This is a genomic window from Paraburkholderia sp. BR10937, assembly GCF_040965695.1.
Taxonomy (GTDB): Bacteria; Pseudomonadota; Gammaproteobacteria; order Burkholderiales; family Burkholderiaceae; genus Paraburkholderia.
Genome location: NZ_JBFRCL010000028.1, coordinates 90,665 through 112,643, shown reverse-complemented (window position 1 = coordinate 112,643; position 21,979 = coordinate 90,665). Strand labels below are relative to the sequence as shown.

General features: G+C 64.5%; 18 protein-coding genes. 7 read left to right on the top strand and 11 right to left on the bottom strand.

Translation table 11 applies throughout. From position 1 onward, the window contains the following. The first annotated feature begins 313 nt into the window (after nucleotides 1-313). The 3 genes from AB4Y44_RS23360 to AB4Y44_RS23350 all read left to right on the top strand — a co-directional run bounded on the left by AB4Y44_RS23360 (nucleotide 314) and on the right by AB4Y44_RS23350 (nucleotide 3,570). Complete coding sequence (locus AB4Y44_RS23360) at nucleotides 314-1,171, top strand: MBL fold metallo-hydrolase (protein WP_368701003.1); 858 nt, start codon at nucleotides 314-316, stop codon at nucleotides 1,169-1,171. A gap of 235 nt (nucleotides 1,172-1,406) precedes the next feature. After that, nucleotides 1,407-2,813 (top strand): phosphatidylserine/phosphatidylglycerophosphate/cardiolipin synthase family protein, encoded by a 1,407-nt coding sequence (locus AB4Y44_RS23355; protein WP_368701002.1) that lies wholly within the window; start codon nucleotides 1,407-1,409, stop codon nucleotides 2,811-2,813. Nucleotides 2,814-3,063: 250 nt separating this feature from the next. Next, nucleotides 3,064-3,570 (top strand): hypothetical protein, encoded by a 507-nt coding sequence (locus AB4Y44_RS23350; RefSeq protein WP_368701001.1) that lies wholly within the window; start codon nucleotides 3,064-3,066, stop codon nucleotides 3,568-3,570. 190 nt (nucleotides 3,571-3,760) lie between these two features. On the opposite strand, the gene AB4Y44_RS23345 is transcribed toward AB4Y44_RS23350, so the two are convergent. The 9 genes from AB4Y44_RS23345 to AB4Y44_RS23305 form a co-directional block, all read right to left on the bottom strand. Next, entirely contained in the window at nucleotides 3,761-4,960 is a 1,200-nt protein-coding gene (locus AB4Y44_RS23345; RefSeq protein ID WP_368701000.1) for an amidohydrolase family protein, read from the bottom strand. Nucleotides 4,961-5,110: 150 nt separating this feature from the next. Beyond that, nucleotides 5,111-6,325 (bottom strand): porin, encoded by a 1,215-nt coding sequence (locus AB4Y44_RS23340; protein WP_368700999.1) that lies wholly within the window; start codon nucleotides 6,323-6,325, stop codon nucleotides 5,111-5,113. 119 nt (nucleotides 6,326-6,444) lie between these two features. Beyond that, nucleotides 6,445-8,196, bottom strand: coding sequence for an L-arabinonate dehydratase (gene araD, locus AB4Y44_RS23335; protein WP_368700998.1), 1,752 nt, complete (start codon nucleotides 8,194-8,196; stop codon nucleotides 6,445-6,447). A 44-nt stretch (nucleotides 8,197-8,240) separates the two neighbouring features. After that, nucleotides 8,241-9,167, bottom strand: a complete 927-nt coding sequence (locus AB4Y44_RS23330; protein WP_368700997.1) for an ABC transporter permease — start codon at nucleotides 9,165-9,167, stop codon at nucleotides 8,241-8,243. Further along, a complete protein-coding gene (locus AB4Y44_RS23325; protein WP_342924868.1) occupies nucleotides 9,167-10,048 on the bottom strand; it encodes a sugar ABC transporter permease in 882 nt (293 codons plus the stop codon). The genes AB4Y44_RS23330 and AB4Y44_RS23325 overlap by 1 nt, the downstream gene beginning before the upstream one ends. Further along, nucleotides 10,045-11,124 (bottom strand): ABC transporter ATP-binding protein, encoded by a 1,080-nt coding sequence (locus AB4Y44_RS23320; protein WP_342924867.1) that lies wholly within the window; start codon nucleotides 11,122-11,124, stop codon nucleotides 10,045-10,047. The genes AB4Y44_RS23325 and AB4Y44_RS23320 overlap by 4 nt, the downstream gene beginning before the upstream one ends. A 109-nt stretch (nucleotides 11,125-11,233) precedes the next feature. Then, on the bottom strand, nucleotides 11,234-12,334 hold the full coding sequence (locus tag AB4Y44_RS23315; protein ID WP_368701009.1) for an ABC transporter substrate-binding protein: 1,101 nt from the start codon (nucleotides 12,332-12,334) through the stop codon (nucleotides 11,234-11,236). 274 nt (nucleotides 12,335-12,608) lie between these two features. Further along, nucleotides 12,609-14,189: an aldehyde dehydrogenase (NADP(+)) gene (locus tag AB4Y44_RS23310; protein WP_368700996.1), complete on the bottom strand. Its 1,581-nt coding sequence runs from the start codon at nucleotides 14,187-14,189 to the stop codon at nucleotides 12,609-12,611. A 30-nt stretch (nucleotides 14,190-14,219) separates the two neighbouring features. Then, on the bottom strand, nucleotides 14,220-15,167 hold the full coding sequence (locus AB4Y44_RS23305) for a dihydrodipicolinate synthase family protein (protein WP_368700995.1): 948 nt from the start codon (nucleotides 15,165-15,167) through the stop codon (nucleotides 14,220-14,222). A gap of 309 nt (nucleotides 15,168-15,476) precedes the next feature. On the opposite strand from AB4Y44_RS23305, the gene AB4Y44_RS23300 reads away from it, so the two are divergent. From AB4Y44_RS23300 to AB4Y44_RS23285, 4 genes are all read left to right on the top strand, one after another. Then, nucleotides 15,477-16,226 carry a gluconate 2-dehydrogenase subunit 3 family protein gene (locus AB4Y44_RS23300; RefSeq protein ID WP_342924864.1) on the top strand — a complete coding sequence of 250 codons (750 nt, stop codon included), beginning with the start codon at nucleotides 15,477-15,479 and terminating at the stop codon, nucleotides 16,224-16,226. After that, nucleotides 16,227-18,002 carry a GMC family oxidoreductase gene (locus tag AB4Y44_RS23295; protein ID WP_368700994.1) on the top strand — a complete coding sequence of 592 codons (1,776 nt, stop codon included), beginning with the start codon at nucleotides 16,227-16,229 and terminating at the stop codon, nucleotides 18,000-18,002. A gap of 74 nt (nucleotides 18,003-18,076) precedes the next feature. Further along, nucleotides 18,077-19,348, top strand: coding sequence for a cytochrome c (locus tag AB4Y44_RS23290; RefSeq protein ID WP_342924880.1), 1,272 nt, complete (start codon nucleotides 18,077-18,079; stop codon nucleotides 19,346-19,348). A 130-nt stretch (nucleotides 19,349-19,478) separates the two neighbouring features. Beyond that, nucleotides 19,479-20,672 carry a porin gene (locus AB4Y44_RS23285; RefSeq protein ID WP_368701008.1) on the top strand — a complete coding sequence of 398 codons (1,194 nt, stop codon included), beginning with the start codon at nucleotides 19,479-19,481 and terminating at the stop codon, nucleotides 20,670-20,672. 87 nt (nucleotides 20,673-20,759) lie between these two features. Here the strand turns inward: AB4Y44_RS23285 and AB4Y44_RS23280 are convergent, their stop codons facing one another. Then, nucleotides 20,760-20,978, bottom strand: a complete 219-nt coding sequence (locus tag AB4Y44_RS23280; protein WP_028207581.1) for a hypothetical protein — start codon at nucleotides 20,976-20,978, stop codon at nucleotides 20,760-20,762. Nucleotides 20,979-21,065: 87 nt separating this feature from the next. Next, entirely contained in the window at nucleotides 21,066-21,872 is an 807-nt protein-coding gene (locus AB4Y44_RS23275; RefSeq protein WP_368700993.1) for a helix-turn-helix domain-containing protein, read from the bottom strand. Between the last annotated feature and the right edge of the window lie 107 nt (nucleotides 21,873-21,979).

The window sequence follows — 21,979 nt, the reverse complement described above, 5'->3', positions numbered from 1 at the left end:
ATAACCAGGCGCTCATCGCACTGGCACGGCGACGCTGCGACGTCCTGTTTGCCATGCTGCGAGACGGCACCTTTTACGAACCCAAGTCAGCCCCTAGCGCTTGACGAACCACATAGGGGCACCCCCCCGTCGGCGACGGTCATGTCATTCTTGCGCGGATGGATATGACTGGAAGTCGGCAACCACTCCAAAGGGCATGGGTAAAGACCCGATATGCGCTAACGAATCACGTTGCTCCGGTCGCGTATTGGTGGTTGAAAGGTCTATGATGGGACTGTGAGGTTGCCATGCGTTGTCAGGACCCGAGCATCGAATGAAGCCACCACGCAATACCGACTCCGCGCCTGGAGCGTGGTATATCGACACAGCGTGCATCAATTGCGGTGCATCGCGTCATGTCGCGCCCGGGCTGATCGTCGAGCGAAACGACAAAAGCATCTTCGTTCGGCAGCCCGGCACGCCGGAAGAGCAGCTTGCTGCCTGGCGTGCGGTGTTCGTATGCCCGACAGCATCGGTACGCAGCGAAACGAAGCAGCTTCGTCCGAACGCGGTGATCTTTCCACAGCAGATCACATCGGGCGTGTGGCGCTGCGGATTCAACTCACGCTCATCGTTTGGCGCACATTCTTATTTTGCCTCGCGTGCGGACGGCAATCTGCTGATCGATTCACCGCGCTATGTGGCAGAGCTCGTCAAATGGTTCGACGACGCCGGTGGCATCGCACACATTCTTTTGTCGCATCGTGACGACGTAGCAGACGCGGACAAATACGCGCGTCGATTCGGCGCGCGCGTCTGGATTCACCGGGAGGACAGCTCGGCTGCCCCCTATGCAACGGATCTTCTCGACGACGTGTCGGCGCCGACCATTGCGGTCGGCGTACAAGCAGTCCCCGTGCCAGGTCACACTCGGGGTAGCGTCGTGTATCTCCTCGACGATCGCATTCTCTGCTCGGGTGATTCGCTTGCCTGGAGCCCACGCGAGCAGGACCTCGTCGCATTCAGGGACGCGTGCTGGTACTCATGGACCGAGCTCACCGAATCGCTCAGCAAGCTGGCCGTGTATCGTTTCGAATGGCTGCTTCCTGGTCACGGCTGGCTCGCGCACTTGCCGGCCAAGGAAATGGGTGCGCGCTTGGTCGCATTGGTTGCACGCATGCGAAATGGTTGAAGTCGCCGGGATAGCTCCTTAGTGCATGAGGCGCTTCGAATCCTCCCTGATTCCAGCCTTGCAATGAGGTGGCAAGACTCAGCCAGGAATGGTCGGAATTCGAGCGGGGTATTCTGGCACAACCATTGGCCAGAAGTGCATGGAAGTCGTTGATATGGCGGAGCGCGTCGCGACAAAGCCTTCCAGACCTTCAAGGACGTAGGGCCGGAGACACATCGAACCAGTTCGCCACATCATGACCACAACAAGAAGCCTGGCGCTCATTCTGGCATGCGTGTTTGCCGCTTCTCAGCAAGGTCACGCGCAATGTGTCGACCTGGTCGCCAGTCTTGATGACGGTCAGTTGATGCAGTCGCGGATTGCGCTGGTCGACCGTGCCACGCCTACCGAACAGATCCGCATCCTCGCCTACATCTTCGAAATCGATCAGACCGGCGGCCTGCTTTTGCGTCATCTGGTCGAGGCTGCGCGCCGAGGCGTGCCGGTCAAGCTGCTGATCGACGGCATCGGCCCCGAGCCGCACTACCCGTTCGAGGACGAGCTCATCGTCGCCCTGCACGAGGTGGCGCCCGGCATTGAACTCCGAATCTTCCATCCACGATCCGATCTCGTCGAGATTTCGCATCGCATGCACGACAAACTGTTCCTGGTTGGCGACACGGCCGTGATCGGCAGTACCTCGATCTGGGATGAGAGCTTCCGCAACTGGCTCAGCGAGCGCGATCTGATGGTGTCGGGCGACGCCGGCCAGGAGGCTTCCTCCCTGCACGCCATGTACCAGCATTTCGCCTTGTTCTGGAATAGCCCGGAAGTGGTTCGCCCCGAGCCGGAAAAATTCCTCAAAGTCGAAAGTCCTTATCGAGACTCGCAGGGTTATCCGACGCTGGACCCGGCGCGCATCCATTATTGGCGCGAATGGCTGCAGGCTCCGCTCGAAGCTGCTGCCCTGGCGACAGACCTGGCCGCTACCGATACGCCCAATGATCCCGCCGCTCCGCCCGCTCCCGGGGCGGATTTTGATCCCGCCTGGATGCCGATCGCCTGCGAGCGCCTGCACTATGTCCACGACTGGCCCGACAAGCGCTCGCCAGGCACGTTGCAGGACATGCTACAAGCATTCGATACGGCGCAGCACGAAATCCTGATCATCAACCCCTACCTGATCCTGGTGCCGGAACTGCGCGAGGCGCTTGAGCGCAAGCGGCGCGAAGGTGTCCACGTGATCCTGGTGAGCGCCTCGCTGGCGAGCATCACGCAGGAATTCCCCGCAGTCGGGCGCGCCTATGCCGACGATCTGCCCGGCCTGGTGAATGCGGGGATCGAGGTGCGCGAATATTCCGACCGAGAGAACCGCATGATGCACGCCAAGCTGGTCCTCATCGACGGCCATCGATATTATCTCGGCAGTTTCAATTTCGATTCGCTGTCGGCCCGCTTGAATACCGAAAACGGCCTGTGGATAGATATTCCTGAGGACGGGCTCGATCCCTTGCAAGACAGCGTGGCGTACTTCCTGAGCAACTCAAGTTCGGTGAGCGACGCCAATGGCCGCCTTCTGGCGGATCCCGATGCGCGCTGCCGGGCCGCCGGCTGCGGCGGTGCCTGGTGGTGGGTGACGATGCTAATCAGGAACTTCCTCTGAGCGCGGCGTGCCCTGTCGCTAAACTACGTGGCCAGTTCGGGTCGCCGTCCGCACTGTGTCGCGCAGCAGTGCGGCCAGGTTCCGCCGCTCGCCAACGGCATTTCCGCGTCCCTACGATGACCGAAAGAGGGTGAATCGCGGCCGCTACGCCGACTTCATCCCTTGCACGTGCGGAGCGGTGTTGGTATATGTGTTATTCACAATTCAGGCGCCGCGCCTCGTTTGCGCGATGTCGCAAAAGGCTTTGCCGGTGTCCAACTGGTTCGCTTCCATGACACAAACGAAAAAAAAACGCGAGCAGATGGCCCGGGCCTTCATCTGCATTGGTGCGCTGGCTGTAATCGTATCGGTTTTCACGCCGTGGCAAGCTGAGAAGTTGACAGATATCTGCGAGACGGATGCACACGGGGATGCCGTGCCTAATCGCCATGTCGACGGCGTTCTTCGCTACTTTGAACGTAGTTACTACCTGGAGCGCTCTCACGCCGACAATGTGGTCATCGACCGCTGTGGTGGCAAGACAGGTTGTCAGACTCCGGATCGCTCGTTTCGACAACTCACTGGCGCAACTGCGCAAGCGGAATTTTGTGGCCAACACCTTTCAAAGCTGAACGTGTCCGGAACAGTCGTTTTCGAGCTGACACAAGACTGGCTCAATCGTGAATACGAGAATTTCCGCGCTGCGATCCGATGGACTGGAGCAACTTCCATCGTAGTAGGTGGCCTGTTGCTGCTCAGGCTTCGAAAGCGTGGGTAGCATAGCCCGGTCGAAAAGCATTACTCCTGGCTAAAATCTGCTGAATGGCCGTTTCCGAGCCATGAGCGACCCCGGCGAAGCCGTCGGTCTAAACGGCAGCATCGGGTCGAACCGAGCCCTAAGCTGGCAATCTGCGAAGCGCTTTTAGGCGGACCGAACGCGCCGGCGTGCAGCATGTCCCACCGATCGCTCACACGATCCACTCCCCATCACGCACAACGACGCATCCGTTCGCGACAACCAGCTTGCGCTTCGGCCGCGCGACGACGGCCTGCGCGACGCTCTCCGCGTCCACGACGACAAGGTCCGCCCGCGCCCCAACCTGCAGGCCATAGTCGGAGAACCCGCAGCCACGCGCGGCGGCATCGCTCACGCAGTCGAATGCGATCGCGATATCGTCGTCGCGCCGCAAGTCGTAGCGCAAGCCGATCAACATGGCGCGCTCGAGCATGTCGGGCACGCCATACGGCGACCACGTGTCGCGAATGCCGTCGTTGCCGCCAAACACCGTCACGCCCCTGTCGCGGCAGACCTTGAGCGGCGGAACCGGGCACGAAGGCGGCGCGCTCGTCAGCAGCGCCACGCGCAGTTGCGCAATCCGGTCGATCAATGCGTCGCGCGCGCGCTCCGGCAACGCGCCCAGACAAAACGCGTGACTCACGACAACCTGACCTTGCATGCCGAGCGCCTGCACGCGATCGAGCAGCAGTTTCAGCGTGAACGCCCCGACCTCGCCGGGCTCGTGCAGATGAATATCGATCGGCTTGCGATGGCGCTCCGCCAGTGCGAACGTGGCATCGAGCGAGGCCACGGGATCGCCGTCGATCAGCGCCGGGTCGAGCGCACCGAGCACGTCGGCGCCGGCCGCCAGCGCGCTGTCGAGCAGTTCGACCGTACCCGGCCGGATCAGCATGCCCGACTGCGGAAACGCGACGATCTGCAGGTCGAGGACATCGCGCAGCGTCTGCCGTGTGGCGAGCACGCCTTCGAGATAGCGCAGTCGCGCTTCGGTATCGATATCGACATGGGTCCGCAGGCGCGTCGTACCGGCATGCACGAATGCGCGCGCCAGCGCGAGCGACTGGGCGCCGGCATCGTGGCCCGAGGTCTTGCGCCATTCGCGCTCGTTGGCGATGCGGTCGGTCAGTAGCGGCCCAACCTCGTTGCGATACCACGGGCGGCCCCAGTTGCTCTTGTCGAGGTGCGTGTGGCCTTCCACGAAACCGGGCAGCAGCAGCCCTGCGCCGCCGTCCACGACCGGTACGCCCGGTTGTGCCGCGATATGGGGCCCGATTGCCTCGATGCGGCCATTGGCGAACGGGACGCAAACGCGTTGGCCATCGGCCAGCCTGACGTTGGAAAGATGAAGTGCGGAAGTCGTGAATGTCATGCCGATTCTCCTCGGAGCATCGCAGGATCTTATCGATTCAGCCAGACATTCAAAGATTAGATGTTCTACTACCTCTGCCCGCAAAAAAAAACGGCAGCGCCGGGTATAGACCCGGCGCCGCCGAACATACTGCTTTCGGAGCGTGAAGACCTAGAAGCGGTGAATGATACCGATCGCGCCTGCCACCTGGCTGCGCGACGAAGACGGCGCGCTGTTCTGGCCGTCGCCGATGTCGGCAGTCGCGTTGATGATGTTGCCCGCGCCGTTCGTGCCAAGCGTCTGGCCGCCTGCGCGCTGGTACGCCTCGACGAAGTACAGACCCGTGCGCTTCGACAGCGTGTAGTACTGCGACAGGTTGTACTGTGCGTACGAAGCCGAGCTCTGGATGCCGTTGGCCTTGGTCGCGCGCGTGTAGGCGAAACCAGCCGCGAGATCGAGCGTGGTGATCGGCTTGTAGTGCAGCACCACGCCGCCCGTGTTCCAGATTTGCGTGTCGTGGAAGGACGAATTCGTGCCCGGAATGTACTGGACGTTCGAGTAGGCCACCGAAATGTCCCACTGCGAGCTGAACTGGTAGCCAGCCGTCACCGCCAGGCGCTGCTGCGACTGTGTCGTCCGGAAGCCGTTCGTGAGAGCCGACACGCCCGGCTCGCCAGCGCTGTTCGCCGTCGAGTTATCGCCCCACGCGCCGCCGCCAGGCGTCGAATTGTGGAGGCGCTCGAAGCCTACGGCGATGCCTGCCGGACCGTGCAGATATTGCGCGGCAAGGCTCCACGTCTGGCCTGCGCCGGTGCTGCCCGCCACGCCGCCCAGTGCATACATGCCGCTCACGGTCAGGCCCGCGATGTTCGGCGACGTATAGACCATCGAATTGTTGATGCGATAGATGGTGTCCATCGAATCGATATCGCCCGGGTGCGCGCCGTATGCGCCGGTCAGCCACGTGGTCGGGCTGTACGGCGAGAGCAGCGTGTAGTACGGGGCGTACTGGCGGCCGGCCGTCAGCGTGCCGTAGTTCGCGTTCGTGACACCCACGAACGCCTGGCGGCTGAACATCAGGTTCGTGGTTTGCTGTGCGCCCGTTGCCGAATTGAAGCCTTCTTCGAGGGTGAAGATCGCGCGCGTGCCGCCGCCCAGATCTTCGCCGCCCTTCAAGCCGAAGCGCGAACCGGCCCAGATGCCCTGCGCCATCTTGACGACCGAACGTCCGCCAGAAGTCTTGCCCAGCGAGGTGGAACTGCTTTGATAACCAATACCGTTATCGACGATACCGTACAGCGTGACGCTGCTTTGCGCGTGAGCGCCCAGCGCGGCGAGTCCAAGCGCGGCGAGTCCAAGCGCGGAAGCGAGGATAGTTTTTTTCATCAGTCGTCCTGTCTTTAGTCGTTGTGGTTTGATACTCGTTAAAACCCTGGTTGCTACATTGCCTCCTGTCCGGCCAGGAGCGCAGCGCCCCTGAAGCGCTCCCGGCCAAATGTGTCTCCTTAGTGAATCTCGGGTTCGCCGCCGGCGCTGGCGCACGAGCCGCCCACGCCGTCACGCTGCAGGAAGTCGAACTCGCAGCCGTTGTTGGCCTGCATCACGTGCATCTGGTACATCGCGCCGTAGCCGCGCTTGAAGCGCGCTTCCGGTGCGACCCACGCGGCCTTGCGGCGCGCCATTTCCTCGTCCGGAATCAGCACGTTCAGGCGGCGCTCCGGCACGTTCAGCTCGATCAGGTCGCCGTCCTGCACGAGCGCGAGCGGACCGCCGATGAACGATTCCGGCGCCACGTGCAGCACGCACGCGCCATAGCTCGTGCCGCTCATGCGAGCGTCGGAAATACGCAACATGTCGCGCACGCCCTTCTGCAGAATCTTTTGCGGAATCGGCAGCTGGCCCCACTCGGGCATGCCGGGCGCGCCAACCGGACCCGCGTGCTGGAGCACGATCACGCTGTTCTCGTCGCAGTCGAGATCTTCGCTGTCGATGCGCGCAGCCATGTCGTTGTAGTCCTTGAACACCACGGCCTTGCCCGTATGCACGTGCAGGCGCTTTTCGGCCGCGCCCGGCTTGATCACGGCGCCGTCCGGCGCGAGATTGCCGCGCAGCACGGCGAGGCCCGTATCCGGCATGAGCGGCTTGGCACGGCGATAGATCACCTCTTCGCTGTAGATCTCCGCGTCGGCGATGTTCTCGCCGAGCGTCTTGCCGTTCACGGTCATCTGCGTGCCGTCGATCAGCTCGCCGAGTTCCTTGAGCATCGCGCGCAGGCCGCCGGCATAGTAGAAGTCCTCCATGAGGTACTTGCCGGTCGGGCGAATGTTCGCGAGCACCGGCGTGCGGCGCGCGATTTCATCGTACTGCGCGAGCGTGAGATCGACACCGGCGCGGCGCGCCAGCGCGATCATGTGGACGATCGCGTTGGTCGAGCCCGAGAGCGCGAGACACGTGGTCACGGCGTTGTCGACCGACTTGCGCGTGATGATGTCCGAAGGCTTCAGGTCTTCCCACACCATCTCGACGATGCGCATGCCCGTCTTCGCCGACATCTGCGCGTGGCGCGAGTCCGGCGCGGGAATCGAGGCGAAGCCCGGCAGCGTGAAGCCCAGTGCTTCCGCAGCGCTCGTCATCGTCGATGCCGTGCCCATCGTCATGCAGTGGCCCGGCGAGCGTGCGATGCCGCCCTCCACGCCCTTCCAGTCCTCGTCGGTGATCTTGCCCGCGCGCAGGTCGGCCCAGTACTTCCAGGTGTCCGAACCCGAACCGAGCGTCACGCCGTTCCAGTTGCCGTTGAGCATCGGGCCCGCGGGCAGGAAGATGGTCGGCAGGTCCATCGAGATCGCGCCCATCAGCAGCGCGGGCGTGGTCTTGTCGCAGCCGCCCATCAGCACGACGCCGTCGGCCGGGTACGAACGGATCGTCTCTTCCGCTTCCATGGCGAGGAAGTTGCGATAGAGCATCGTGGTCGGCTTCTGGAACGGCTCGGAAAGCGTCTGCACGGGCAGCTCGATCGGGAAACCACCCGCCTGCCAGATGCCGCGCTTGACCTCTTCCACGCGCTGCTTGAAGTGCGTATGGCAGGGGTTGATCTCGCTCCAGGTATTGAGGATGGCGATCACCGGTTTGCCCGCGTACTCCTCGCGGCTGTACCCCATCTGCGCGGTGCGCGAGCGATGGCCGAACGACCGCAGGTCGTTCACGCCATACCAGCGGTGGCTGCGCAGTTCTTCGGGGGTCTTTCGCTTCTTGCTCATCTTGCGTTGCTCCAGGTGTTTCCAGTAAAGCCGCCGGCGTTGGCCTAGCGTTGCTCCTTCACACGCGACACGAGCTGTGTCGGGCTGACGAACTGCAGGGCGACCAGCACCCACGCAAGCGTGATGACCATGTAGATCATGGCCATCGCGTCGATGGATTGCGGTGCACGCACGCCCGTCGAAAAGACGGCGTAGTACAGCGCAACCACCAGCGTTTGCGTGTCGGGTCCGGCGGTAAAGAAAGTGAGTTCAAACATGCCGATCGTGCGCACCAGCACGAGCAGCCCCGCCGCCAGCATCCCCGGCACGAGGAGCGGCAGCAATACATAGCGGAAATAGCGCAGCGTGTTCGCGCCGAAAATGCGCGCGGCCGACTCGAGGTTCGGATCGATCTGCTCGATGAACGGCGTCATCACGAGGATCACGAACGGCAGTGCGGGCACCAGGTTCGCGAGGATCACGCCAGGCAGCGTGCCCGCGAGGCCGATCTGGTACATGGCAGTGGCCATCGGAATACCGTACGTGACGGGCGGCACCATGAGCGGCAGCAGGAATACGAGCATGGCAATGCGCTTGCCCGGGAACTGCGCGCGCGCCAGCGCGTAGGCGGCGGGCACGCCCAGCGCGATGGAGAGCAGCACGACCGAGCCGACCACTTCGAACGTCACCCACAGCACGCTCGACAACTGGAAGTCGCGCCACGCCTGCGCATACCAGTGCAGCGTGAAGCCTTGCGGCAGCGGCGTGCCGAACCAGCGCGTGGCGATCGAGTTCACGCCCACGGTAGCGATCAGCAGCACCACGTTGAGCAGGAAGAACACCACGCCGCCCCAGACGAACACTTTCCAGAGCACGTCGGGCAGGCGCGAAGCGGGCCTGGCCTGCGCAACGTTGGCGGCAGGAGCGCCACGTTCCTCGCCCGCCTGCGCCCCCCCGCCGAGGCCGGCCGCGTTACGTTGATGGGCGCTCATCAGCCTTTCCCCCCGCTCACCGGGCCCGAGTAGAAGAAGCGCTTGGCGCTCAACATCGCGGCCACGACGATCAACTGCACGAAGCCCATCACGATGGCGATGGTCGAGGCGAGCGAGTAGTCATAGCTTTCGAACGCCGCCTCCGCTGCCGCAATGGAGATCACGCGCGTGGGACCCGCGGGCGCACCGAGCAGCACCGCCGAAGGGAATACCGAATACGCCTGCACGAACGACAGGCACGCGGCCATCGTGAGACCGGGCGCGAGCAGCGGCAGATAGATTTGACGGAACTGCTGCCACGGGCCTGCGCCAAGTGTGGCGGCCGCCCGCGCGAGCGTCGGGTCGATGCCGGTGACGTACGAGAGCGTAAGCAGAAACGCGAACGGGAAACCCGAAACGATCAGCGAGATCAGCACGCCCCAATAGTTGTGCGTGAGCCGGATCTCTTCGTTCGTATACAGATGCAGCGCGTGCAGCGCTTGCGGGAACCAGCCGTTCGGGCCGAAGTAGCTGAGCATGCCGTCGGCGATCAGCACGGTGCCGAGCGTGACGGGAATCACGAGCAGCGTGGTCACGAGCTTCTGGTACGGCGACTTGCGGCGCAGCGCGAAAGCCACCGGCAGCGAGAGCCCGACGTTGATGATCGTCGCGGGCACCGCCAGCTTGAGCGTGACGAACACCGTGGGCCACAACGAAAGGTCGTGAACGAACTGCAGGTAATTCGCGAACATGCCGCCGCCGTTCATCGGCTTGAACGACAGCACGAGACCGTAGGCGAACGGATAGAGGAACATCGCGATGATGAAGCCGAGCGCGGGCGTGATGAGCCAGCCGCGCGAATCGCGCGGCGCCTTGACCAGCGACGGAATGAACGTGCTCATGACGCACGCTCCGCGTAGGCCAGCACGTGCGAAGGCGCGACGCGCAGCGTGGCGCGCTCGCCCGCTGCGAATTCGCCTTCCACGCGCGCCCACAGCTTGCCGAACGGCGCGTTGGCGAGCAGCAGTGAATCGCGGCCGCCGTATTCGACCATTTCCACTTCGACGTCGAAGGCGTTCGCGTCGCCCGCGTTGGCGCGCTCGAAGTCTTCGGGGCGCATGGCTACGGAAATTTCGCCGCCGTTCAGTTCGCCCATCGGCACGCCTGTGAGCGTGATGCCCGACGACGACATCGCGACATGCGCGCCCTGCTCGCCCGTAATGGCGAACGGCAGCACGTTGCGAAAGCCCATGAAGCGCGCAACGTGCAGATTCGAGGGGCGGCTATACACTTCCTTCGGCGTCGCGACCTGCTGCACGACGCCCTCTTTCATCACGACGATGCGGTCCGCCATCGAGAGCGCTTCGTCCTGATCGTGGGTCACGTAAATCGTGGCGCGTTCGAGCTGCCCGTGAATGCGGCGGATTTCCGCGCGCATTTCGATGCGCAGCTTGGTGTCGAGGTTCGAGAGTGGCTCGTCCATCAGCACGAGCGGCGGCTCGATGACGATGGCGCGGGCAATCGCCACGCGCTGCTGCTGGCCGCCCGAAAGCTGGCCCGGCAGCTTGTTTTCATGGCCGACGAGCTGCACGAGCTGCAGCGCCTCGCGCGCGCGGCGCTTCGCCTCGTCGCGCGGCACGCCCTGCATTTTCAGGCCGAAGCCGACGTTTTCCAGCACCGTCATATGCGGGAACAACGCGTAATTCTGGAACACCATGCCGAAACCGCGCTTCTCGGGCGGCAGCACGTCGATGCGCAGGTCGTCCAGCCAGATGCTGCCGCTCGTGAGCGGTTGCAGACCGGCGATGCAATTGAGCGCCGTGGATTTGCCGCAGCCCGACGGCCCGAGCAGCGCGATGAATTCGCCGCGGCGAATGTCGAGGTCGAGGCCGCGCAGCGCGGCGAGCTGCGTCCCCTCTGCGTTGGCGAAGCTACGGCATACCGAGTCGAGGCGCAGACGATCGAAAGAATGCTTCATAACACGTTCCTGACCAACATCATCAACTACGTACGAATGAAACGCGGACGGCACTCAAACCGAATGGGGTACGCAAGCACCGTCCGTCCATTGCTGACCCTTCCTCTCGTTACTGCGACTTCTGCGAACCGACTTCGCGGTCCCATTTCTGGAACGCCGCGACCATCGCCTGGGCCGAAAGCGGCTGGACATGCGGATAGGCCGTGAGCCACTTCGCGTACTCGGGGCGCCCGTATTTCGCGATCACGTCCTGGCTTTCCTTCGGCGCCATCTGCAGCGTGACGTCCTTCACTGCCGGGCCCGGATAGAAGTAGCCGTCGTCATAGGTCATAGCCTGCTGCTGCGGCTCGAGCATGAAGTTCATGAGCTTGAGCAGCACCGCCAGCTTCTCTTTCGAAACGCCCTTCGGCACGACCATGTAGTGGGCGTCGTTCACCCACGTCATGTTGTTGAATGCCTGCACCTTGAAGTCGGCCGGCACGATGCCGAGCGCGCGCGGGTTGATGTCCCAGCCCGTCACGGTCACGGTCATGTCGCGCGTGCCTTCGCCCAGCTCCTTCATCACCGCCGAGGTGCCGCCCGGATAGTACGGCACGCACGCGTTCAGCTCCTTCAGGTACGCCCAGGTCTTGTCCCAGCCGTTGATCGGGTCTTGCGGGTTCTTGTCGCCGAGCAGGTACGGCAGGCCCATCAGGAACGTGCGGCCCGGACCCGAGTTGGCCGGACGCGCATAGATCAGCTTGCCTGGGTTCGCCTTGCACCACGCCAGCAGTTCCTGCGGGGTCTGCGGCGGCCTGGCGACCTTGGCCGGGTTGTATTCGATCAGCGGACCGGCCGGCATGTACGACACTTCGAGGCCGTAGCCTTGCGCCAGGTCCTGCATCTTGCGCGGGCCCGGCGCGTACTTGTCGAGCACGCCCGGCAGCGCGGCCTGCTGATCGGGCAGCAGCTTCATCCACAGATTCTGTTCGATGCCGGCGGCGAGCGCATCGGTGCCTGTCAGCACGAGATCGATGTCGGCGCGGCCGGCGGCCTGCATGGCCTTGATCTTGCCAGGCAACTGCGGTGCGGGCGCGTTGGTGTAGGTGATGTTGGAGACGAGATTCGGGTTTTTCGCCTTGAACGCTTCGAAGGCTTTCTGCGTGAGCTGCAGGTTACCGGCCACGTCGACTATGTTCAGGGAAACGGGATCAGCCTTTGCCGCGCTCATGCCGAGCGCCGCGGCGGCCGCCACACACACGGCCAGCACGCTGGCCTTCAAGCGTCCATCGAACATCGCATCTCCTCACACCTGTTTATGGAATTTGTTCTAACGCGACCATTCCTGTCTTGCCCTGGGCCGGACACAGGATGCCGAACCACGCACCAAGTTGTCAAGCAACGTCAGGCTCTTTGTGAGATTACTGTGAGCCTCTTGTCGGACTCCTTTTGGAGAAAGCGCCTGCAAGGCTTCTGCAGGCGCTTTCCTGACCGCTTTCGCGGGATTACTGCTTCACCAGCTTGCCGTCGCGCAAACGCCACAGCGCGAGCGGATTGTCGTTCTGCAGTGTGACCGGCAGAAGTTCGGCCGGCAGGTCCTGGTAGCAGACCGGACGCAGGAAGCGCTCGATCGCCATCGCGCCCACCGAAGTCGCGCGCGCGTCCGAGGTGGCCGGGAACGGGCCGCCGTGAACCATCGCATACGAGACTTCGACGCCCGTCGGGAAGCCGTTGGCGAGAATGCGGCCGGCCTTGCGCTCGAGAACCGGCAGCAGGCGCGCGGCCATCGCGTTGTCGTCGCGATCGATGTGCAGCGTCGCCGTGAGCTGGCCTTCGAGGTGCTCCGCCACGCGCGCGAGTTCGGCTTCGTCGCGGCACGCCACGACGACCGAGGTCGGCCCGAAGATCTCGTCCGACAACGCGTGCTGGGCGAGGAACTGCTCGGCGCTCGCCTTGAAGAGGACCGGCAGCGCGTCGCAATGCGCGTCCGTCTTCGTGCCTTCGGCCAGATTCTCGATGCCCGGCAGCTGCTTGCGCGCCGCTACCGCTTCGCCGTAGGTCGAGGCGATGCCGGCCGTCAGCATGCTTTGCGAGGGCTTCTGCGTGAGCGCGGCGCTCGCCGCCTTCACGAAGCGGTCGAGTTCCGGCGAGTCGATCGCGAGCACGAGGCCCGGGTTCGTGCAGAACTGGCCCACGCCGAGCGTGAGCGAATCGACGAAGCCCTGCGCGAGCGCATCGCCGCGTGCGGCCAGCGCCGCGGGCAGCACGAACATCGGGTTGATGCTGCTCATTTCGGCGTAGACCGGAATCGGCTCGGGGCGCGTGGCCGCGATGTGCGAAAGCGCGAGACCGCCGCGGCGCGAACCCGTGAAGCCCACGGCCTTGATAGCCGGGTGCGCCACGAGCGTCTCGCCCGCTTCGTTGCCGCCGCCGAAGACGAGCGAGAACACGCCTTCGGGCAGGCCGACGTCAGCCACGGCCTGCTGGATCGCGCGGCCCACGAGTTCCGAGGTGCCCGGATGCGCGAGGTGCGCCTTCACGACGACCGGGCAGCCGGCAGCCAGCGCCGACGCCGTGTCGCCGCCCGCCACCGAAAACGCCAGCGGGAAGTTGCTCGCGCCGAACACGGCCACGGGGCCGAGCGGGATGCGATGCGCGCGCAGGTCCGAGCGCGGCAGCGGCTTGCGCTCCGGCAGCGCCGAGTCGAGCACGGCGCCGCACCAGCGGCCGTCGCGCACGAGCGACGCGAAAAGACGCAACTGGCCGACCGTGCGGCCGCGCTCGCCTTCGAGGCGCGCCTTGGGCAGCGCGGATTCGAGGTGTGCGCGCTCGATCAGCGCGTCGCCGATGCCGAGAATGCGTTCGGCGATCGCTTCGAGCAGGCGTGCACGCGTTTCGTGCGGCGCGGCGCGGAAGGCATCGAACGCCTGCGCCGCGAGTTCGCAGGCGCGCGCGACTTCGGCCTTGCCGCCGAGGCCGAACCACGGCTCGATTTCCTTGCCGAGCGCAGGTGCGAAGGCGCGCATCTCGCCCGCCTCGCCGCGCACCGCTTGCGCGCCGAGCAGCATGGCTCCAGTAATCTGCATGTTCGCTCCGTTCAATTGCTATCTGCCGGTTTACGCGTTGGCGGTCTGGGCCGTTGCGGCGAGCTTCTGCTCGAACGCGAGCAGCGCCTTGGCCGCGTCGCCGATCGCCGGCAGCGCCTCAGCGGGCGACTGCGAGAGCAGCGGCAGGATCGGACCCATGTCGGCGATGCCCGAGAGCGTCACGGCGTCATGCAGCACGCGGATCAGCGAGATGTTGTCGCGCAACGTTTCGAGCGGCATGAAGGCATCGTAGAGGCGTTGCGCTTCTTCCGCGCGGCCTTCCTTCGCGGCCTTCAGGAGCGCCATGATGGCGTTCGCGGCGATACAGCCCGAGCCCGTGGTCCAGGCAGCCAGACCGAAGTCGCGCACGTGGACCAGCGCCGGACGCTCGCCCATGCCCGAGACGACCTTCGAGGCCGGCACGCTTTCCAGCAGGCGGCGCAGGTACGGATCGTTCGCCGGGTCCTTGCGCACGATGGCGTACTTCACCGCAATGAGCGTGCCGCGGTCGATCAGGCGCACGAGCGTGTCGACGTCGACGTAGTCTTCGCTCTTGATATAGAGCGTGAGCGGAATGCCGGCGGTGTCGGCGATACGCGTGAGACCGGCTTCGACGCCTGCGGACGTCGTGAAGCCGGAGAGCGGGAGCACCATGGCCGTCTTGTACTGCGTTTGCGCGAGCACGCGCGCCTGGTCGAGCATCTTGCCGTAGTCGGGACCGATGGCCGGAATCACGCGCGTTTCGGGCGCGGTGAGGTCGGCGAGCATGTCAAGCAACTCGCGGAATTCGCTCACGGCGACGTGGTACAGGTTCGCATTGCCGCCGTACAGCAGCGTGCGGATACCGCCCGCTTCCATATGGCGGATCAGCTTGCGGTTCTGTTCGACGTCGAGGGAGAAGTCGGGGCGGCGTGCGAGCGGCGGCACTGCCATCACAGTCGAGGCGAATTCGCTCTCGACAATCGGGGACACGTTCATGAGGCCTCGTGCTGGGAATGGAGGGTTGTCAATACCGACAACAGTAGCATCGGCCCATCGTAGTTGTCAAACAACTTGTCGCATTTGTTAGGGTTTGTTCCGGGGATCCGACAACCGGGATCCGCCCGCCCTTGCGCGCCCGGTACCGGCCACGTAAAGGAATATTGTAGAATCGCGCTCCAATCGTGGAACCGGTTCCATTTACCATCTCGGTTCCGTGCCGCCGCGGCGGATGTCACGCACAGCGCACAGGATGGCTACGCGGACACCGTCGAACCACACCGCGCCGAACTCATACAGAATCCCACAATGTCTGAATCTCCTCTCACGACACGCCGCGGCTTCCTGCGCACGGCAGCGGTGCTCGTGCCCGCCGGCGCGCTGGCGGGCTGCGAGGGCGGCAAGCAGCCGTCGAGCGAAACCGCCGCGGCCGGCAGCGCCGCCTCTGCGCCCAACGCCAGGCCTGAAGCCGCGCAGGCCGTCGCCTACAAGCCGCGCTTCTTCGACGCGCGCGAGTGGGCCTTCGTCGAAGCCGCCACCGACCGTCTGATTCCCGCCGATTCCGAAGGCCCCGGTGCGCTCGAAGCCGGCGTGCCCGAATTCATCGACCGGCAGATGGACACACCCTACGCGCACGGCGCGCTCTGGTACATGCAGGGGCCGTTCCAGCAAGGCGTGCCCGAACTCGGCTATCAGTTGAAGCTCGTGCCGCGCGACATCTACCGCCTCGGCATCAAGGCCGTGAACGCGTACTGCACGAAGGCCTACGGCAAGGACTTCGACGCGCTCGACGCCAGCACGCGCGACAGCGTGCTGGCCGCGCTCGAAGCGGGCAAGGTCGAGCTGGACGGCGTGCCTGCCTCCGTGTTCTTCGGGCAGTTGCTGCAGAACACGCGCGAAGGCTACTTCTGCGACCCGATTCACGGCGGCAACCGCAACATGGCTGCGTGGAAGATGATCGGCTTTCCCGGCGCACGCGCCGACTTCATGGATTTCGTGAACCAGAACGGCAAGCCCTATCCGTACGGCCCGGTCTCGATCAACGGGGAGCGTACGTAAATGGCAATCAAAAAACCTCATGTCGATGCCGTCGTGGTCGGCTTCGGCTGGACCGGCGCGATCCTCTCGAAGGAACTGACCGAAGCCGGTCTGAAAGTGGTGGCGCTCGAGCGCGGCGAGTATCGCGACACCTACCCGGATGGCGCGTACCCGAACACCATCGACGAGCTCACGCATAACATCCGCAAGAAGCTCTTCCTCGATCTTTCGAAGACCACGGTTTCGATCCGCCACGGCGTGAACGACACGGCCCTGCCCTACCGCCAGCTCGCCGCGTTTCTGCCCGGCGAAGGCGTGGGCGGCGCGGGCCTGCACTGGTCGGGCGTGCATTTCCGCATCACGCCCGAAGAGCTGCGCCTGAAGAGCCACTACGAAGAGCGCTACGGCAGGAAGTTCATCCCCGCAGGCATGACGATCCAGGACTACGGCGTCACCTACGACGAACTGGAGCCGCACTTCGACTTCGCGGAGAAGGTGTTCGGCACTTCGGGCCAGGCGTACAAGGTGAAGGGCAACGTGGTCGGCGACGGCAATGTGTTCGAAGCCGCCCGCAGCGACAATTTCCCGTTGCCCGCGCAACTGAACACCTATTCGGCGCAGCGCTTCTTCGACGCGTCGAAGTCTCTCGGCCTGCACCCCTATCGCCTGCCTTCGGCGAACACGTCGGGGCCGTACACGAACCCCTACGGCGTGCAGATGGGCCCGTGCAACTTCTGCGGCTTCTGCAGCGGTTACGCGTGCTACATGTACTCGAAGGCTTCGCCGAACCTCAACATCCTGCCCGCGCTCAAGCAGGAAAAACACTTCGAACTGCGTTCGAAATGCCACGTGCTGCGCGTCGAACTCGACGACACCAGAAAGCGCGCCACGGGCGTGACGTATATCGATCCGGCGGGCCAGGAAGTGTTCCAGCCTGCCGATCTCGTGATCGTCTCGGCGTTCCAGTATCACAACGTGCACCTGCTGCTGCTTTCGGGCATCGGCAAGCCCTATGACCCGGTTTCGGGCGAAGGCGTGGTGGGCCGCAACTTCGCGTACCAGAACCTCTCGACCATCACGGCGTTCTTCGACAAGGACACGTGGACGAACCCGTTCATCGGCGCGGGCGGCAACGGCGTGGCCGTGGACGACTTCAACGCCGACAACTTCGACCACGGGCCGCTCGGTTTCGTGGGCGGCTCGCCGCTCTGGGTGAACCAGGCGGGCGTGAAGCCGATCAGCGGCATCGCCACGCCCGCGGGCACGCCGAACTGGGGCGCCGGGTGGAAGAAGGCCGTGAAGGACCACTACGCGCACACCATTTCGATGGACGCGCACGGCTCCAACATGTCGTACCGCGACGTGTACCTCGACCTCGATCCGACCTATCGCGATTCGTACGGCCAGCCGCTTCTGCGCATGACCTTCGACTGGAAGGACAACGACATCAAGATGGCGCAGTACGTGACGGGCCAGATGCAGAAGATCGCCGAGGCGATGGGCCCGAAGGCCCTCAACGTCTACACGCGCGAATTCGGCGTGCACTTCGACTCGCGCCGCTACCAGACCACTCACCTCGTGGGCGGGGCCGTGATGGGCACCGATCCGAACACCAGCGTCATCAACCGCTATCTGCAGAGCTGGGACGTGCCCAACGTGTTCGTGATGGGTGCCTCCGCGTTCCCGCAGGGGATCGGCTACAACCCGACCGGCCTCGTCGCCGCCCTCGCTTACTGGAGCGCAAAAGCCATTCGCAACCAGTATCTGAAGAACCCCGGTCCCCTGGTGAGCGTGTGAAGAGCCGCATGAAGAAGAACATTTTTTCCATCGGCGCGAACGTTGCACGCGCAACTTTAGCATGTGCGGCGTTCATGGCATTTTCGGCACACGCGGCCGAGCAATCGAACGCTGCACTCGTCGCGCATGGCGAATACCTCGCGCGCGCCGGCGACTGCATTGCCTGCCACACCACACAGGGCGGCAAACCGTTCGCGGGCGGCCTGAAGTTCGACACGCCGATCGGCGCGATCTACTCGACCAACATCACGCCGGACACGAATACGGGCATCGGCAAGTGGAGCTACGACGACTTCGCCAGGGCGGTGCGCCAGGGCGTGCGGCCGAATGGCGAAACGCTCTACCCCGCGATGCCCTACCCCTCGTACGCACGCCTCTCCGACGACGACATGAAGGCGCTCTACGCGTACTTCATGCACGGCGTCGGGCCCGTGCAGGCGCAGAACCGCTCCGTGGACATTCCCTGGCCGCTCTCGATGCGCTGGCCGCTCGGCGCCTGGCGCGTGCTGTTCGCACCGAAGGTGCAGGCGTTCGACGGCTCGCATTACAACGATGCGATCGTCGCGCGCGGCGCGTATCTCGTGCAGGGCCTCGGCCACTGTGGCGCGTGCCACACGCCGCGCGCCCGCACGATGCAGGAACTCGCGCTGACCGACCTCGAAGGCGACGACTTCCTCGCAGGCGGCGGCGCGATCGACGGCTGGGTCCCGTCCAGCCTGCGCGGCAACCCGCGCACGGGCCTCGGCAACTGGAGCGAGGACGACATCGTGCAGTTCCTCAAGTCGGGCCGCAATCTGCATACGGCCGCCTTCGGCGGCATGACCGACGTGGTTCAGCACAGCATGCAGCACATGAACGACGCGGACCTGCTCGCCATCGCGCGCTACCTCAAGACGCTGCCCTCCAGCGATCCGAAGGAAACCGCGTACGCCTACGATCCCGCCGCCGCGCACAAGCTGCAGAACGGCGACGCGAGCGCACGCGGCGCAGCGGTCTATCGCGACAACTGCATGGCCTGCCACCGCAGCGACGGACGCGGCTATACGCGCGTCTTCCCGGCGCTCGGCGGCAACCCGGTCGTGCAGGGCAAGGACCCCACTTCGCTGATTCACGTGCTGCTCGCGGGCAGCGCGCTCGAAGGCACGCAATCCGCGCCCTCGTCGTTCACGATGCCGCCGTTCGGCTGGCGTCTGTCCGACCAGGAAGTGGCCGACGTGTCGACCTTCGTGCGTGCGAGCTGGGGCAACACCGGCGCGCAAGTGAGCGCCGCAGACGTCGCGAAGGTCCGCAAGACCCTCACCGTGAGCACGCCGGCGCTGCCGTCCGGCGCAACGCTCAAGCGCTGACGCACCCCGCGCCGCCCTTTTCCCTTCCCCGCGTTTCACGCCTGCCGTCTCGTTCGCGAGGCCGCAGGCGCGTGCGCGCATAACCAGAAATCGCTCACCAGGCGATCTTTAGACGTTGAAACAACGAATGATGAGAAAACACCTGCTCGCCGCACCAGTCCTGTTCTCGCTCGCCGGCATCGCCTCGGCGCAAGGGTCGGTTACGCTGTATGGCATCGCCGACGCCGGCATCACGTATCGCAGCAACGAGCGCACCGGCACCACCGGCGCCTACACGGGCCATTCGAACGTGGGCCTCTCCACCGGCAACCTCTCGGGCAGCCGCTGGGGCATCAAGGGCAAGGAAGATCTGGGCAACGGGCTCGCGGCCATCTTCCTGCTCGAAGACGGCTTCGACATCACGAACGGCACCTCGGGCCAGAGCGGGCGCCTGTTCGGCCGCCAGGCCTTCGTGGGCCTCTCGGACCAGCGTTACGGCTCGCTCACCATGGGCCGCCAGTACACCTCGCTCGACGACTTCGTCGGGCCGGCCGCGCCCGTGAACTTCATCGGCGGCTTCGGCGCGCATCCGGGCGACATCGACGACCTCGACCAGACCACGCGCGTGGACAACTCGATCAAGTACACGAGCGCGAACTACGCGGGCTTCACGTTCGGCGCGCTGTACGGTTTCGGCGGCCAGGCGGGCAGCATGAAGCGCAAGAACACCTGGAGCGTGGGCGCGGGCTATGCGAACGGCCCGCTGCGCATGGGCGTGGGGTATGAGCGCTCGGACAACAGCAAGACCGGCATCGACGATCCCACCTACGGCAAGTGGCAAAGCACGTACGACGGCACGTTCAATTCGTCGATCAACGAAGGCTATGCGAGCGCGCAATCGCAGCAGGTGGTGGCCGCGGGCGCAACGTGGGACTTCGGTCCCGCCGTGGTCGGCGTGAACTACAGCAACGTGCGATATCGCTCGGGCGCGAATTCGCTGTTCTCGGGCAATGCGATCTTCAATATCGCGGGCATCTTCACGCAGTGGAACGTGCAGCCGCGCACGCATCTGTTCGCGGGCTACAGCTACACGCGTGGCAGCGCCGTGGAAGGCGTGGATCAGGACGCGCAGTACCACAACGTTTCGGTGGGCGCGACCTACGATCTCTCGACGCGCTCGACGGTGTATCTGCTCGCGGGCTACCAGCATGCATCGGGCATGACGCTCGACGCCGCCGGCAATCCGGTCGCGGCAACCGCTTCGGTGTCCGACAAGGGCAATGGCCACTCGTCGGCCACGCAGTCGCAAGCCATCGTGAGCGTGGGCTTGCGTCAGAAGTTCTAATACCCTGATTCTTCGTTGCTCGCGCAACGACATCCGCGGGTGCTCATGCGTTGAGCGCCCGCTGCTTTTTGGCGGCCGCGTGGCCGCTCAGTGCAACACCTCGGGCCGGTCCAGCAGACCGTAAAACTCGTCGATCGTCACGGTCGGTGCGAACTGCGAGAGTGTGGCGACGATCACGTCGTCGGTAATCGCCGATCCTGCCGCCGATTCGAGCTGAACCCCGGCCGCGGCGGCCTGGCTCTCGGCCAGCTCGAGGGCGATCGACAGGATGAAGCGTGCGTCGGTTTGGGTGAGTAGGGCTTTCATGCCTGCTCTAACGGCGCGCGCACGGGGAATCTTTAGCGTTTTGTGGGGTTTCGTGAGGGCTGGTAAGCGTTGCGCGCTGCCCTATGCTCAACGCGTGCGCGCCACGAACTGCCCGGGACTCGTGCCCGTCAATCGTCGGAACATTGCGATGAAAGCCGACGACGTGGCGTACCCCAGATCCAGCGCCACAGCCTCGACGCTGCGCCCAGCATGCAGCATCGGCAGCGCGTTGACGAGCCGGATGCGCTGGCGCCATTCGGTCAACGACATGCCCAGCTCGTTTTGCGCGCGGCGCATGAGCGTGCGCTCACTCATGTGAAACGCATCGGCAAGCTCCGCAAGCGAGCGATTGTCGGCGGGATTCTCGCGCAGCACCTGGAGGATCGCATTGAGATCGGCGTCTTCGGTGTGCGGCACGAAGCTGCCCGTGGTCGCGCAGGTCGACAGCCGATCCACGAGCACGCGCAACAGACGCGCGCGCTGCGCTTCGCCCTCTTCCTGCGCCGGCGTCACGCGCAGATGCTCGAGGATCGCGCGCACGAGCGGTGACACCATCACTGCGCAGCTCGTCGCCGGCATGCGCGTGCACAGGTCGCGGCTGATGTAGACCGAGCAATGCACGGTCTCCTGCTCGTTGAAGCCCACGTGCTCGGTGCCCGGCGCGATCCAGAGCCCGAGATGCGGCGGCGTGATGTAGTGCTCGTCCCCCGCCTTCACTTCGGTCGTGCCGCTGAACGCGTAGACGAACTCGCCCCACGGGTGGCACATCTGCGGATAGGTGGCGTGCGAAGGCATGTGCTCCATGCGGAAGAACACGGGCGTGGGCAGCACGTCGGTGAAGGGCGGCAGGCGCAGATAGCGCGCCGGGCGAGCACGGACAGGTGTTTTGGGCATGGCGGTCTGGGGCTATCGATTGTCAGTTTTGCGCTATATGCGCGCATCCCGTCGCATCAATACTACGCCCACTGCCACCAAACTTCAGCCGAATCCTTCAATTCAGT

Bases quoted from the DNA above. Each gene is read 5' to 3' on its own strand.
- AB4Y44_RS23360 (WP_368701003.1), top strand. From the start codon at position 314: ATGAAGCCACCACGCAATACCGACTCCGCGCCTGGAGCGTGGTATATC.
- AB4Y44_RS23355 (WP_368701002.1), top strand. From the start codon at position 1,407: ATGACCACAACAAGAAGCCTGGCGCTCATTCTGGCATGCGTGTTTGCC.
- AB4Y44_RS23345 (WP_368701000.1), bottom strand. From the start codon at position 4,960: ATGACATTCACGACTTCCGCACTTCATCTTTCCAACGTCAGGCTGGCC.
- AB4Y44_RS23340 (WP_368700999.1), bottom strand. From the start codon at position 6,325: ATGAAAAAAACTATCCTCGCTTCCGCGCTTGGACTCGCCGCGCTTGGA.
- araD (WP_368700998.1), bottom strand. From the start codon at position 8,196: ATGAGCAAGAAGCGAAAGACCCCCGAAGAACTGCGCAGCCACCGCTGG.
- AB4Y44_RS23330 (WP_368700997.1), bottom strand. From the start codon at position 9,167: ATGAGCGCCCATCAACGTAACGCGGCCGGCCTCGGCGGGGGGGCGCAG.
- AB4Y44_RS23325 (WP_342924868.1), bottom strand. From the start codon at position 10,048: ATGAGCACGTTCATTCCGTCGCTGGTCAAGGCGCCGCGCGATTCGCGC.
- AB4Y44_RS23320 (WP_342924867.1), bottom strand. From the start codon at position 11,124: ATGAAGCATTCTTTCGATCGTCTGCGCCTCGACTCGGTATGCCGTAGC.
- AB4Y44_RS23315 (WP_368701009.1), bottom strand. From the start codon at position 12,334: ATGAGCGCGGCAAAGGCTGATCCCGTTTCCCTGAACATAGTCGACGTG.
- AB4Y44_RS23310 (WP_368700996.1), bottom strand. From the start codon at position 14,189: ATGCAGATTACTGGAGCCATGCTGCTCGGCGCGCAAGCGGTGCGCGGC.
- AB4Y44_RS23305 (WP_368700995.1), bottom strand. From the start codon at position 15,167: ATGAACGTGTCCCCGATTGTCGAGAGCGAATTCGCCTCGACTGTGATG.
- AB4Y44_RS23300 (WP_342924864.1), top strand. From the start codon at position 15,477: ATGTCTGAATCTCCTCTCACGACACGCCGCGGCTTCCTGCGCACGGCA.
- AB4Y44_RS23295 (WP_368700994.1), top strand. From the start codon at position 16,227: ATGGCAATCAAAAAACCTCATGTCGATGCCGTCGTGGTCGGCTTCGGC.
- AB4Y44_RS23290 (WP_342924880.1), top strand. From the start codon at position 18,077: ATGGCATTTTCGGCACACGCGGCCGAGCAATCGAACGCTGCACTCGTC.
- AB4Y44_RS23285 (WP_368701008.1), top strand. From the start codon at position 19,479: ATGAGAAAACACCTGCTCGCCGCACCAGTCCTGTTCTCGCTCGCCGGC.
- AB4Y44_RS23280 (WP_028207581.1), bottom strand. From the start codon at position 20,978: ATGAAAGCCCTACTCACCCAAACCGACGCACGCTTCATCCTGTCGATC.
- AB4Y44_RS23275 (WP_368700993.1), bottom strand. From the start codon at position 21,872: ATGCCCAAAACACCTGTCCGTGCTCGCCCGGCGCGCTATCTGCGCCTG.